This is a genomic window from Bacillus sp. FSL K6-0255 (assembly GCF_045040725.1).
In the GTDB taxonomy this organism is placed as follows: Bacteria; Bacillota; Bacilli; order Bacillales; family Bacillaceae; genus Bacillus; species Bacillus subtilis.
Genome location: NZ_CP150278.1, coordinates 2687066 through 2700065, shown reverse-complemented (window position 1 = coordinate 2700065; position 13000 = coordinate 2687066). Strand labels below are relative to the sequence as shown.

18 protein-coding genes and 1 other annotated feature are annotated in these 13000 nt (G+C 43.6%); of the genes, 15 read left to right on the top strand and 3 right to left on the bottom strand.

Going from position 1 to position 13000, the window contains the following annotated elements:
* Positions 1-4 precede the first annotated feature (4 nt).
* The 11 genes from radC (at position 5) to rpmA (ending at position 7659) form a co-directional block, all read left to right on the top strand.
* Positions 5-700 carry a DNA repair protein RadC gene (gene radC, locus MHB62_RS14060; protein WP_003246034.1) on the top strand — a complete coding sequence of 232 codons (696 nt, stop codon included), beginning with the start codon at positions 5-7 and terminating at the stop codon, positions 698-700.
* 91 nt (positions 701-791) lie between these two features.
* Positions 792-1805, top strand: a complete 1014-nt coding sequence (mreB, locus tag MHB62_RS14055; RefSeq protein WP_003229650.1) for a cell shape-determining protein MreB — start codon at positions 792-794, stop codon at positions 1803-1805.
* Positions 1806-1835: 30 nt separating this feature from the next.
* Positions 1836-2708: a rod shape-determining protein MreC gene (gene mreC / locus MHB62_RS14050; protein ID WP_009967915.1), complete on the top strand. Its 873-nt coding sequence runs from the start codon at positions 1836-1838 to the stop codon at positions 2706-2708.
* Positions 2705-3223: a rod shape-determining protein MreD gene (gene mreD, locus MHB62_RS14045; RefSeq protein ID WP_004398811.1), complete on the top strand. Its 519-nt coding sequence runs from the start codon at positions 2705-2707 to the stop codon at positions 3221-3223. Before mreC ends, mreD begins: the two co-directional genes overlap by 4 nt.
* Before the next feature lie 52 nt (positions 3224-3275).
* Complete coding sequence (gene minC / locus MHB62_RS14040; protein WP_004398901.1) at positions 3276-3956, top strand: septum site-determining protein MinC; 681 nt, start codon at positions 3276-3278, stop codon at positions 3954-3956.
* Position 3957: 1 nt separating this feature from the next.
* The gene (minD, locus tag MHB62_RS14035; protein ID WP_014664846.1) at positions 3958-4764 is read left to right on the top strand and encodes a septum site-determining protein MinD; all 807 of its coding nucleotides are present in this window, start codon (positions 3958-3960) and stop codon (positions 4762-4764) included.
* Positions 4765-4912: 148 nt separating this feature from the next.
* Positions 4913-5707 carry a stage IV sporulation protein SpoIVFA gene (gene spoIVFA / locus MHB62_RS14030; RefSeq protein ID WP_004398684.1) on the top strand — a complete coding sequence of 265 codons (795 nt, stop codon included), beginning with the start codon at positions 4913-4915 and terminating at the stop codon, positions 5705-5707.
* On the top strand, positions 5700-6566 hold the full coding sequence (gene spoIVFB, locus MHB62_RS14025; RefSeq protein ID WP_004398649.1) for a stage IV sporulation intramembrane metalloprotease SpoIVFB: 867 nt from the start codon (positions 5700-5702) through the stop codon (positions 6564-6566). The genes spoIVFA and spoIVFB overlap by 8 nt, the downstream gene beginning before the upstream one ends.
* A 57-nt stretch (positions 6567-6623) precedes the next feature.
* Positions 6624-6699 (top strand) — a sequence feature (ribosomal protein L21 leader region).
* Between the two features lie 13 nt (positions 6700-6712).
* Complete coding sequence (gene rplU / locus MHB62_RS14020) at positions 6713-7021, top strand: 50S ribosomal protein L21 (protein ID WP_003229668.1); 309 nt, start codon at positions 6713-6715, stop codon at positions 7019-7021.
* 2 nt (positions 7022-7023) lie between these two features.
* The gene (locus MHB62_RS14015) at positions 7024-7362 is read left to right on the top strand and encodes a ribosomal-processing cysteine protease Prp (protein ID WP_003229669.1); all 339 of its coding nucleotides are present in this window, start codon (positions 7024-7026) and stop codon (positions 7360-7362) included.
* A 12-nt stretch (positions 7363-7374) separates the two neighbouring features.
* Positions 7375-7659, top strand: a complete 285-nt coding sequence (gene rpmA, locus MHB62_RS14010; RefSeq protein WP_003222623.1) for a 50S ribosomal protein L27 — start codon at positions 7375-7377, stop codon at positions 7657-7659.
* Positions 7660-7779: 120 nt separating this feature from the next.
* On the opposite strand, the gene MHB62_RS14005 is transcribed toward rpmA, so the two are convergent.
* Complete coding sequence (locus MHB62_RS14005) at positions 7780-7902, bottom strand: hypothetical protein (RefSeq protein WP_003229671.1); 123 nt, start codon at positions 7900-7902, stop codon at positions 7780-7782.
* Positions 7903-7979: 77 nt separating this feature from the next.
* Between MHB62_RS14005 and spo0B the strand changes: the two genes are divergently transcribed.
* Genes spo0B through pheA form a run of 4 tightly spaced genes read left to right on the top strand, consistent with a single transcriptional unit; the run spans position 7980 to position 11256 of the window.
* Positions 7980-8558 carry a sporulation initiation phosphotransferase Sop0B gene (gene spo0B, locus MHB62_RS14000; RefSeq protein ID WP_004399131.1) on the top strand — a complete coding sequence of 193 codons (579 nt, stop codon included), beginning with the start codon at positions 7980-7982 and terminating at the stop codon, positions 8556-8558.
* Between the two features lie 33 nt (positions 8559-8591).
* Positions 8592-9878: a GTPase ObgE gene (gene obgE / locus MHB62_RS13995; protein WP_032722266.1), complete on the top strand. Its 1287-nt coding sequence runs from the start codon at positions 8592-8594 to the stop codon at positions 9876-9878.
* 60 nt (positions 9879-9938) lie between these two features.
* Positions 9939-10382: a transcriptional regulator ThrR gene (gene thrR, locus MHB62_RS13990; protein ID WP_003222630.1), complete on the top strand. Its 444-nt coding sequence runs from the start codon at positions 9939-9941 to the stop codon at positions 10380-10382.
* Between the two features lie 16 nt (positions 10383-10398).
* On the top strand, positions 10399-11256 hold the full coding sequence (pheA, locus tag MHB62_RS13985) for a prephenate dehydratase (protein WP_032722265.1): 858 nt from the start codon (positions 10399-10401) through the stop codon (positions 11254-11256).
* Between the two features lie 23 nt (positions 11257-11279).
* Here the strand turns inward: pheA and MHB62_RS13980 are convergent, their stop codons facing one another.
* Together MHB62_RS13980 and nifS are read right to left on the bottom strand one after the other, a co-directional pair.
* Positions 11280-11822, bottom strand: a complete 543-nt coding sequence (locus MHB62_RS13980; RefSeq protein WP_004398582.1) for a transcription repressor NadR — start codon at positions 11820-11822, stop codon at positions 11280-11282.
* On the bottom strand, positions 11782-12969 hold the full coding sequence (gene nifS / locus MHB62_RS13975) for a cysteine desulfurase NifS (protein WP_029727121.1): 1188 nt from the start codon (positions 12967-12969) through the stop codon (positions 11782-11784). The genes MHB62_RS13980 and nifS overlap by 41 nt, the downstream gene beginning before the upstream one ends.
* Positions 12970-13000: the final 31 nt, after the last annotated feature.

Genomic DNA, 13000 nt, shown 5'->3' with positions numbered 1-13000 from the left:
GTGCTTGGTCATACACGATCTGCCATTAAAACTCAAAGATTTCCCAATGAAAGAAAAGCCAAGAGAACGGCTCCTGAAAGTCGGAGCCGAGAACTTAGCGAATCATGAACTTTTGGCTATATTATTGCGGACAGGGACTAAACACGAATCTGTTTTGGACCTGTCAAACCGGCTGCTGCGCTCATTTGACGGGCTGCGCCTGCTCAAGGAAGCATCGGTTGAAGAGCTGTCAAGCATCCCGGGAATCGGTATGGTAAAAGCGATTCAAATACTGGCAGCAGTGGAGCTTGGAAGCCGGATTCATAAATTAGCCAACGAAGAACATTTCGTTATTCGCTCCCCGGAAGACGGCGCTAATCTTGTCATGGAGGATATGCGCTTTTTAACCCAGGAGCATTTTGTCTGTTTATACTTAAATACAAAAAATCAAGTCATCCATAAACGCACCGTATTTATCGGAAGCCTGAATTCATCTATTGTCCACCCGCGAGAGGTGTTTAAAGAAGCGTTTAAACGATCTGCCGCTTCCTTTATCTGTGTTCATAATCATCCTTCTGGAGATCCGACGCCTAGCAGGGAAGATATTGAAGTGACAAGACGGCTGTTTGAATGCGGAAACCTGATTGGCATCGAGCTGCTTGACCATTTGGTGATCGGGGATAAAAAATTTGTGAGTTTAAAGGAAAAAGGATATTTGTAACACTTTTTTTTTCGTCGAATTAAGCTATAATAGAGTTTATGAGTTTTTCCCTTTAGGGTATTTTTGCTTTAAGAAAGGAAGATACATACATATGTTTGGAATTGGTGCTAGAGACCTTGGTATAGATCTTGGAACTGCGAATACGCTTGTTTTTGTAAAAGGAAAAGGAATTGTTGTGAGAGAGCCGTCAGTTGTCGCTTTGCAGACGGATACGAAATCGATTGTCGCTGTCGGAAATGATGCGAAAAATATGATTGGACGGACACCGGGCAACGTGGTGGCTCTGCGCCCGATGAAAGACGGCGTTATCGCTGATTATGAAACAACGGCGACGATGATGAAATATTACATCAATCAGGCCATAAAAAATAAAGGCATGTTTGCCAGAAAACCATATGTAATGGTATGTGTCCCATCAGGCATTACAGCTGTTGAAGAACGCGCTGTTATCGATGCGACAAGACAGGCGGGAGCGCGTGACGCGTATCCGATTGAAGAGCCTTTTGCCGCAGCAATCGGAGCCAATCTGCCAGTTTGGGAACCGACTGGAAGCATGGTTGTTGATATCGGGGGCGGTACGACAGAAGTTGCGATTATTTCCCTCGGAGGCATCGTAACGTCTCAGTCAATCCGTGTAGCCGGTGATGAGATGGATGACGCGATTATCAACTACATCAGAAAAACGTACAATCTGATGATCGGTGACCGTACGGCTGAAGCGATTAAAATGGAAATCGGATCTGCAGAAGCTCCTGAAGAATCCGACAACATGGAAATCCGCGGCCGCGATTTGCTCACAGGTTTGCCGAAAACAATTGAAATTACAGGAAAAGAGATTTCTAACGCTCTACGCGACACTGTATCTACAATTGTCGAAGCAGTGAAGAGCACACTCGAAAAAACACCGCCTGAGCTTGCAGCAGATATCATGGACAGAGGTATAGTGTTAACCGGCGGCGGAGCGCTTTTGCGCAATTTGGACAAAGTCATCAGCGAAGAAACAAAAATGCCGGTCCTTATCGCCGAAGATCCGCTTGATTGTGTAGCGATCGGAACAGGGAAAGCACTGGAGCACATCCATCTTTTCAAAGGGAAAACTAGATAATCGGGAGTTCAATAGAAGAGGTGTAACACGATGCCGAATAAGCGGTTAATGCTATTACTTCTGTGTATTATCATATTGGTGGCTATGATTGGATTTTCGCTGAAGGGCGGCCGCAATACCACCTGGCCTGAGAAAGTGATCGGCGATACGACGGGAGTATTTCAAAATATTTTTCATACGCCTGCCGAATTTTTTGCAGGAATATTTGAGAACATCAATGATTTAAAAAACACATACAAAGAAAACGAGCGTCTAAGAGAAAAACTTGACGGACAGACACAATATGAAGCCAAGCTTCAAGAGCTTGAAGAAGAAAACAAATCCTTGCGTGACGAGCTTGGCCATGTCAAATCGATTAAAGATTACAAGCCGATTTTAGCAACGGTCATCGCCAGAAGCCCTGATAATTGGGCGAAACAGGTCACCATTAACAAGGGGACTCAGCAAAACGTAGCGAAAGATATGGCCGTTACAAACGAAAAAGGCGCATTAATCGGCAAGATCAAAAGCTCCGGACTTAACAATTTTACGTCTGCTGTTCAGCTTTTAAGCGATACTGACCGCAATAACAGAGTCGCGACAAAAATTTCCGGAAAAAAAGGCAGCAAAGGCTACGGCTTGATCGAAGGATATGACAAAGAGAAAAAACGTCTTAAGATGACAATTATTGAGCGTAAGGATAAACAAGACGTGAAAAAAGGCGATCTTATTGAAACATCAGGGACAGGCGGTGTTTTCCCAGAAGGGCTGACAATCGGTGAAGTGACTGATATCGAGTCAGATTCCTATGGATTAACGAAGGTTGCTTATGTAAAACCTGCGGCTGACCTTACAGATTTAAATAATGTGATCGTTGTTAACCGTGACGTGCCGACTGTCGATACAGAGGAGGAAGGATCGTGAAACGTTTCCTTCTCCCTTTCGTTATGATGCTTGTTTTTTCTGCGGAAAGCATTTTTACAGATTTGGTGCATTTTCCTTTCGTTACAGATGACCAAGTGCTCGCCCCGCGTTTTTTGATGCTTGTATTGATATTCATGTCGGCTTTTATCAACCAAAAACACGCGATGATTTACGGATTTATTTTTGGCTTTCTATATGACATGAACTATACAAGTCTATTAGGCGTTTACATGTTTGGTTTTGCAGGGCTATGCTATTTGGCTTCAAAAGCGTTTAAAGTGTTGCATACAAACGCATTTGTAGTGATATTGATAGCAGTTCTGGCTGTCTGTCTGCTCGAATTTTACGTATTCGGCATTCAGTCTTTGATTCATAAAGACATTATGACGTTTAACGGATTTGTGCTTGACCGGTTTATACCGACAATTTTATTAAATATTGCAGCAGCTCTTATTCTTGTTCTGCCATTTAGATTGTTTTTTATGAGTCTAAAGAAAGAATTGAGAGATGAGTAAAAAGGATTTTATCTTTTTTTGACGAAATGAGTATGTTGTTGAGGTGAATATTGTGAAGACCAAAAAGCAGCAATATGTAACAATAAAAGGAACAAAGAATGGACTAACATTGCATCTGGATGATGCGTGTTCTTTTGATGAGCTTCTCGATGGTCTTCAGAATATGCTGTCAATTGAACAATATACCGATGGAAAAGGCCAGAAAATCAGCGTTCATGTTAAGCTGGGAAATCGCTTTTTATATAAGGAGCAAGAGGAACAGCTAACCGAATTGATTGCGTCAAAGAAAGATTTGTTTGTTCATTCTATTGACAGTGAAGTCATTACTAAAAAAGAAGCACAGCAGATAAGAGAGGAAGCCGAAATTATTTCTGTTTCAAAAATTGTCCGTTCAGGCCAAGTGCTGCAGGTAAAAGGCGACTTGCTCCTGATCGGTGACGTGAATCCCGGCGGAACAGTCAGGGCCGGAGGGAACATTTTTGTTCTGGGCTCACTGAAAGGAATTGCGCATGCTGGATTCAATGGAAATAATCAAGCGGTCATCGCCGCCTCTGAAATGCTTCCGACACAATTAAGAATCAATCATGTGTTAAATCGCTCCCCAGACCACATTCAAAAAGGGAACGAAATGGAATGTGCTTATTTAGATACAGATGGAAATATGGTCATTGAACGCCTTCAACATTTGGCTCATTTAAGACCTGATCTAACAAGGCTTGAGGGAGGAATGTGAATTGGGTGAGGCTATCGTAATAACTTCGGGAAAAGGCGGAGTAGGTAAGACAACAACATCTGCGAACCTCGGTACCGCCTTAGCCATTTTAGGGAAGCGTGTATGCTTAGTAGATACTGATATAGGACTGCGCAACCTTGATGTTGTAATGGGTCTTGAAAATAGAATTATTTACGATCTGGTAGACGTTGTAGAGGGCAGATGCAAAATGCATCAGGCGCTCGTAAAAGACAAACGTTTCGATGATCTGCTCTATTTAATGCCCGCTGCTCAAACGAGCGATAAGACAGCTGTTGCTCCTGAACAAATTAAAAACATGGTCCAAGAGCTCAAACAGGAATTTGACTATGTCATCATAGACTGTCCTGCCGGAATCGAGCAAGGGTACAAAAATGCCGTTTCCGGAGCTGATAAAGCGATTGTGGTCACTACGCCTGAAATCTCAGCTGTTCGTGATGCTGACCGTATTATAGGGCTGCTGGAGCAAGAAGAAAATGTTGAATCGCCGCGGCTTGTTGTAAACAGAATCAGAAATCACCTGATGAAAAACGGTGACACGATGGATATCGACGAAATCGTACAGCATCTGTCGATCGATTTGCTCGGAATCGTGGCTGATGATGATGAAGTCATCAAAGCTTCCAACCATGGTGAACCGATTGCGATGGACCCGAAAAACCGCGCTTCTATTGCATATCGCAATATTGCCCGCCGCATCTTAGGTGAATCTGTTCCTTTACAGGTGCTTGAAGAGCAAAACAAAGGAATGATGGCTAAGATTAAGTCATTTTTCGGAGTAAGATCTTAATGTGATAGAATCAAAGAGAAGAATCTGACAAAGCATATGCTGTGTCAGGTTTTTTTGTTTTTGCCTGCTTTGTTCTTGACTAAACCGAATATTTGCCATGGACAAGACATATGATGTACAAACCCAACGAATGCAAAGGATGATGGCAATGAGTCACAGAGCAGATGAAATCAGAAAACGATTAGAGAAAAGAAGAAAGCAGCTTTCCGGCTCAAAACGTTTCTCTACTCAGACAGTTTCTGAAAAGCAGAAACCCCCGTCCTGGGTGATGGTAACGGATCAGGAAAAGCATGGAACACTTCCGGTCTACGAAGATAACATGCCAACATTCAACGGAAAACACCCATTGGTGAAAACAGATTCAATTATCCTGAAATGTCTTCTGTCGGCCTGCCTTGTTCTCGTTTCAGCTATAGCCTATAAAACAAACATTGGACCCGTCAGTCAGATTAAACCCGCCGTAGCCAAAACCTTTGAAACTGAATTTCAATTTGCTTCAGCAAGCCATTGGTTCGAAACCAAATTCGGAAATCCGCTTGCTTTCCTGGCTCCTGAACACAAAAATAAGGAACAGCAGATTGAAGTAGGCAAAGATCTGATCGCGCCTGCATCCGGGAAAGTACAGCAGGATTTTCAGGACAATGGGGAAGGAATTAAAGTCGAAACAAGCAGTGATAAGATTGATAGCGTAAAAGAAGGCTATGTGGTTGAAGTCAGCAAAGACAGCCAAACGGGACTGACGGTTAAGGTGCAGCATGCTGACAACACCTATAGTATCTATGGCGAGCTCAAAGATGTGGATGTTGCTTTATATGATTTTGTGGATAAAGGCAAAAAGCTCGGTTCGATTAAGCTTGATGATCATAATAAAGGGGTCTATTATTTTGCCATGAAAGACGGCGATAAATTTATTGATCCGATTCAGGTGATTTCATTTGAATAAATGGCTCGACCTTATCTTAAAGATCCATGTGCATCCTTTTCTTTGGATTATTGCGGCGCTGGGCTTGCTCACAGGCCATATGAAAGCATTATTATGTCTGCTCCTGATTGTATTGATTCATGAGCTGGGGCATGCTGCTCTGGCTGTGTTTTTTTCTTGGAGAATCAAGCGTGTTTTTTTGCTGCCGTTTGGCGGAACGGTCGAAGTGGAAGAGCACGGGAATCGGCCGTTAAAGGAAGAGTTTGCGGTCATTATTGCCGGACCTCTTCAGCACATCTGGCTTCAGTTTGCCGCCTGGATGCTTGCAGAAGTCTCAGTGATTCATCAGCATACCTTTGAACTCTTCACCTTTTATAATCTTTCTATCTTATTTGTCAATTTACTGCCGATCTGGCCGCTGGATGGAGGAAAACTGTTATTTTTGTTGTTTTCCAAACAGCTGCCTTTTCAAAAGGCTCACCGGCTTAATCTAAAAACGTCGCTCTGCTTCTGCCTGCTGCTCGGGTGCTGGGTTTTATTCGTGATTCCTCTGCAAATCAGCGCATGGGTTTTGTTTGTCTTTCTGGCTGTTTCCTTGTTTGAGGAATATCGGCAAAGGCACTATATCCATGTGAGATTTCTCCTGGAAAGGTATTACGGAAAAAACAGGGAGCTTGAGAAACTTCTGCCGCTGACAGTAAAGGCGGAGGATAAAGTCTATCATGTGATGGCCGAGTTCAAACGTGGCTGTAAGCATCCGATTATTATAGAAAAATCAGGCCAAAAGCTCAGCCAGCTTGACGAGAATGAAGTGCTGCACGCTTACTTTGCCGATAAGCGGACGAATTCTTCCATGGAGGAACTGCTTCTGCCCTACTAAAACTGATTGACAAACGCCTTGTATTTTGGTATATTTTTTAATGTTATGGATGTAGCACCATTGCTACAACCGCTCAGTACAGGTGTTAAGAGCTTTTACAGCCCCCTGGTATCTGGCGAGTCTTAGTCTAATAGGAGGTGCAGAGAATGTACGCAATCATTAAAACAGGCGGTAAACAAATCAAAGTTGAAGAAGGCCAAACTGTTTACATCGAAAAACTTGCTGCTGAAGCAGGTGAAACAGTTACTTTTGAAGACGTTTTGTTTGTTGGCGGAGACAACGTGAAAGTCGGCAACCCTACAGTTGAAGGCGCAACAGTAACGGCTAAAGTTGAAAAACAAGGCCGCGCGAAAAAAATCACTGTTTTCAGATACAAACCAAAGAAAAACGTTCATAAAAAACAAGGTCATCGTCAGCCTTACACTAAAGTGACGATCGAAAAAATCAACGCGTAAGCATGATTCAGGCAACAATCAGGAGGTCTCATGATAAAGGCATATTGTCTTTTGAAATGACGGGCCATGCGAATTTTGCTGAACATGGACAAGATCTTGTTTGTGCCGGAGTGACAGCCGTTGTGTTTGGAGCCGTTAACGCGGTCATTGTGCTCGCGGGCTTCGAGCCGCTTCTTGATATAGGGGAGGACGGGGGTTATTTTTATTTTGAATTCCCTGAATCTCTTGATCCAGAGGCACGCCAAAAAGCTCAGCTGCTGATTGAAGGCATGATTGTTTCGCTGGAGACAATCGAACGGGATTACAAAGACAACTTGCGTGTGACCACAAACATAATATAGGAGGTGAGCTACATGCTTAGATTAGATCTTCAGTTTTTCGCTTCTAAAAAAGGAGTAGGTTCTACAAAGAACGGACGTGACTCTGAGGCTAAACGTTTAGGTGCTAAACGTGCTGACGGTCAATTCGTAACAGGCGGTTCTATCCTTTACCGTCAACGCGGAACAAAAATTTACCCAGGTGAAAACGTGGGCCGCGGCGGAGATGACACTCTATTTGCGAAAATCGACGGAACTGTTAAATTCGAACGTTTCGGCCGTGACCGCAAAAAAGTGAGCGTATATCCTGTAGCTCAATAATGATTCAAAAAACTCCGGTCGATGATGACTGGAGTTTTTTTTGCAATATGCGGAGTAAACACCTAGAATGAAATGCAGAGTATGTGCGAGCAGACCCCGCCAAGAATGAGAATAAACATCTCAAACCCACTGGATATGTTCCCCAAGCAGTAATACATAAAATGTTCTGCCTGGCTGCAAATCAACCAAAGCCAGAAAAAAGGAACATGATATTTCTGGGAAAAACAATTGTTTTTCTAACAAAGCCTTCTCTGTTATAATTCATAATACACACTTATACAGACTCCTAAATAAGAAATTAAATGATTGGGAGTGCGAAAATGAAGGATGTTTCAAAAAATCAAGAAGAAAATATAAGCGACACGGCATTAACAAACGAACTGATTCATCTGCTTGGCCATTCCCGGCATGATTGGATGAATAAGCTGCAGCTGATTAAAGGAAACTTAAGCTTGCAGAAGTATGACCGTGTCTTTGAAATGATTGAAGAAATGGTTATAGACGCAAAGCACGAATCAAAGCTCTCAAACCTGAAAACACCGCATTTGGCGTTTGATTTTCTTACGTTTAATTGGAAAACCCATTATATGACGCTTGAATATGAAGTTCTCGGAGAAATTAAGGATTTGTCGGCTTATGATCAAAAGCTGGCGAAACTGATGAGAAAGCTGTTTCATCTGTTTGATCAAGCAGTCAGCAGAGAGAGTGAAAATCATTTAACGGTTTCGCTTCAAACGGATCATCCTGACAGACAGCTGATTCTGTACCTTGATTTTCACGGCGCCTTTGCCGATCCATCTGCTTTTGATGATATTCGGCAGAATGGATATGAGGACGTTGATATCATGCGTTTTGAAATCACGAGCCACGAATGTCTGATTGAAATTGGGTTGGACTAGCGGAGTTTTTAACGGTTTAGAACGGAGGACATTATGTTTGTAGATCAGGTCAAAGTATATGTAAAAGGCGGCGACGGCGGCAACGGTATGGTTGCGTTTCGCCGTGAAAAATATGTGCCGAAAGGCGGCCCTGCCGGCGGTGATGGAGGAAAGGGAGGAGACGTCGTTTTTGAAGTAGATGAAGGTCTCCGCACCCTGATGGATTTTAGATACAAAAAACACTTTAAAGCGATTCGCGGCGAGCATGGCATGTCCAAAAACCAGCACGGGCGAAATGCTGATGATATGGTCATTAAAGTTCCGCCGGGCACCGTTGTGACAGACGATGATACAAAACAGGTCATCGCTGATTTAACAGAGCACGGACAGCGGGCTGTCATTGCAAGAGGCGGAAGAGGAGGAAGAGGGAATAGCCGCTTTGCTACACCGGCTAATCCCGCGCCTCAGCTTTCAGAAAACGGCGAGCCAGGAAAAGAACGCTACATTGTTCTTGAATTAAAAGTGCTTGCAGATGTCGGACTTGTCGGGTTCCCGAGTGTGGGAAAATCTACTTTGCTGTCTGTTGTCTCATCTGCAAAACCGAAAATTGCGGACTATCACTTTACAACGCTTGTCCCGAATCTCGGCATGGTTGAAACGGATGACGGACGCAGCTTTGTCATGGCTGATTTGCCGGGGCTGATTGAAGGCGCACACCAAGGCGTCGGACTGGGCCACCAGTTTTTGCGCCATATTGAACGGACGAGGGTTATTGTTCACGTCATTGACATGTCAGGCTTAGAAGGCCGCGATCCGTATGAGGATTATCTTACGATTAACCAGGAGCTGAGCGAGTACAATCTGCGTCTCACCGAGCGTCCGCAAATTATCGTTGCAAATAAAATGGACATGCCGGAGGCTGCGGAAAATCTCGAAGCCTTTAAAGAAAAGTTGACGGATGATTATCCGGTATTCCCGATCAGTGCGGTGACAAGAGAAGGTCTGCGTGAGCTTCTGTTTGAGGTTGCCAATCGGCTTGAGAACACACCGGAATTCCCGCTATATGACGAGGAAGAGCTTACACAAAACCGTGTCATGTACACGATGGAAAATGAAGAAGTGCCATTTAACATTACACGCGATCCAGACGGTGTATTTGTGCTTTCAGGAGACAGCCTTGAGCGGTTATTCAAGATGACTGATTTCTCACGTGATGAATCGGTTAAACGGTTTGCAAGACAGATGCGCGGAATGGGTGTTGATGAAGCACTCAGAGAACGCGGAGCCAAGGATGGAGATATAATCAGGCTTCTGGAATTTGAATTTGAATTTATTGATTAATGAATGTTGGCTGAAAAGAGAGCCTGGTGTCAGGCTCTCTATTTTAAAGGGGGGATGCAAATGAAAGAGGAGACATTTTATCTTGTCCGTGAAGATGTATTGCCCGATGCAATGAGAAAAACATTGGAAGTCAAAAAGCTGCTTGATCGAAAAAAAGCAGATTCAGTAGCAGATGCCGTTCAAAAGGTCGATTTAAGCAGAAGTGCGTTTTATAAATACAGGGATGCTGTTTTTCCATTCTACACCATGGTAAAAGAACAAATTATCACACTTTTCTTTCATTTGGAGGATAGGTCAGGTGCGTTATCTCAGCTTCTTCAGGCGGTAGCTGATTCTGGAAGCAACGTTCTTTCCATTCACCAGACCATCCCGCTTCAAGGCAGAGCAAATGTGACACTGTCTATCAGTACGTCGGCAATGGAAGAAGACATTCATACATTAATGAATAAGCTCAGGAAGTTTGATTTTGTAGAAAAGGTTGAAATATTAGGTTCAGGTGCATAAGGGAGAGAAAATCGTCATGAAAGTCGGTTATTTAGGTCCAACAGCTACATTTACACATCTAGCAGTCAGTTCTTGTTTTCAAAACGGCGCCGAACATGTTGCTTACCGCACCATTCCGGAGTGTATAGATGCAGCCGTTGCAGGCGAAGTTGATTTTGCTTTTGTTCCTTTGGAAAATGCATTAGAAGGATCTGTTAATCTAACAATAGACTATTTAATACATGAACAGCCCTTGCCAATCGTGGGTGAAATGACGTTGCCGATTCATCAGCACTTGCTCGTCCATCCCTCTAGAGAGAATGCATGGAAAGAGCTCGACAAAATTTACTCACATTCACACGCGATTGCGCAATGCCATAAATTTCTTCATCGACATTTTCCTTCCGTTCCATATGAATACGCCAATTCTACCGGGGCGGCAGCAAAGTTTGTCAGTGACCATCCCGAGCTGAATATCGGGGTCATTGCCAATGATATGGCAGCTTCTACATACGAATTAAAAATCGTGAAACGGGATATACAGGATTATAGGGACAATCATACAAGATTTGTTATCCTGTCTCCTGATGAAAACATATCTTTTGAAGTGAATTCAAAATTGAGTTCTAGGCCCAAAACGACCTTAATGGTCATGCTGCCGCAGGATGATCAGTCCGGGGCGCTGCATAGAGTGCTGTCTGCATTTTCTTGGAGGAATTTAAACTTGTCAAAAATTGAGTCACGTCCGACTAAAACCGGATTAGGCCATTATTTCTTTATTATTGATATTGAGAAAGCGTTTGATGATGTATTGATTCCAGGGGCCATGCAGGAGCTTGAAGCGCTCGGCTGCAAAGTGAAGCTCCTGGGTGCATACCAGTCTTACCAATTATAAAAAAGCCCTCTAGAGGGCTTTTTTTAGTCTTTAATTAAAATGCCGGCTTCTTCGAGGGCTTGGCAAGCTTGATCGATGCGATGTTCATCAGGTGCTGTCAGTGTATGCAGGTGCACGCCGTCGGTCAGCTGTGATAAGTAGGCAGCATTCGTAGAATTGATTTTTTTAATGAAATGGCTAACTTCCTTCCGGGTGCCTACTTGGATGGCTGCAGTTAAATCTCCATACACGGGATGCTCGATTTTTACGTCTTTTACTGTAACGCCTTCGTCGACGATGAGCTGCAGTTCCTCTTCTGTCCGTTCAGGACCGTGCAGACATGCTATGATTCTTTCTGCCTGCTGGTGCTGCTGAGCGGCTGCATCCATGTATACATATCCTTGGCTTGTGGCGATAATCGGTACATTTTTCGCTTTCAAGAGCGATATATCCTGTACAATAACCTGTCTTGAAACGTTCGCTTTTTTTGCGAGTTCTCCTCCTGTCAGCGGTGATTTAGATTCCTTCAGCCACAGAAGAAGCTGGTCACGCCTGTTGGCGCCCATTAGCTTTAATTCTTCGGTCAATATCAAATTCTCCTTTCTTTTGTTCCCAAAGCACTGTAAACGTATGTAATAACTGTTCCAGCTGTTCAGCTGTTGTATGCCTGCCAAAAGAGATGCGGATAAATTGCAGAGCTTCTTGTTCGGTTTTTCTTAATGCTTTCATTGTTTCAGACGGACCGTGGTAACCTGCAGAACAAGCGCTGCCGGTTGAAATGCAAATATTACTCCGATTACATTCTAACATAACATATTGTCCTTCAAATGAGTGAAAAAAACACCCTATAATATGCGGAAGACATTCTGCTTGCGAAGTGTCTGCCGCAAGGGTTACAGGGAGAGACCGAATACGGATTTGGTCTAGAAAGTATGTTCTTAATGCCTCATTGCGGGATATCTGTTTTTCCATTTCGCTTACGATCAATTCTGCAGCGGCAGTGAAGGCACCGATCCCGGGAACATTTACGGTGCCGGCTCTGAATCCGTATTCGTGAGTAGTCAGAGGATAAACGGGTTTCCAAGGGACATCCGGACGGATATAGACCGCCCCTACTCCTTTTGGACCGTGGATTTTATGGCTGGACATTGAGAGTGCATCTACTCCCAGATTTTTTGTATTGATCGGGATCTTTCCAAACGTTTGAACAGCGTCGCAATGAAGAAGAATGCCCTTATTGTGCAGGTATGAAGACAGGCGGTGAATGGGCTGAATGATCCCGGTTTCAGAATTTGCATGCTGAATAGATACAAGGCCTGTTTCCGGCCGGATATGGGCTAGTAATATTTCCTCGGTAATAAGCCCGTATTCATTCGGTTCAATGACTGTTACATCATATCCCTGCTGTTCCAAAAAAGCAGCGCAATTATGAATGGACTGATGCTCCATGGCAGTCGTAATAAAATGTCTTTTCGTTTTTGGCAGGCCGTTTAGCAATGATTGAATGGCCAGAAAATTGGATTCAGTGCCGCCGCTTGTAAAATAGATGCCGCTTGCTTCTCCGCCAATGATGTTGGCGATTTTTTCACGGCAGTACTCCAGTATGTGCTTTGCTTTTCCTCCTGCATCATGCAGGCTGCTGGCATTTCCGTACATATCCATACTAAGCTTCTGATATACAGTAAGGGCTTCCTCACAAATAGGCGTTGTCGCTGCATAATCTAAATAAATCATCCGGTCTTCCTCCATCCGTTCTCCATAAAAA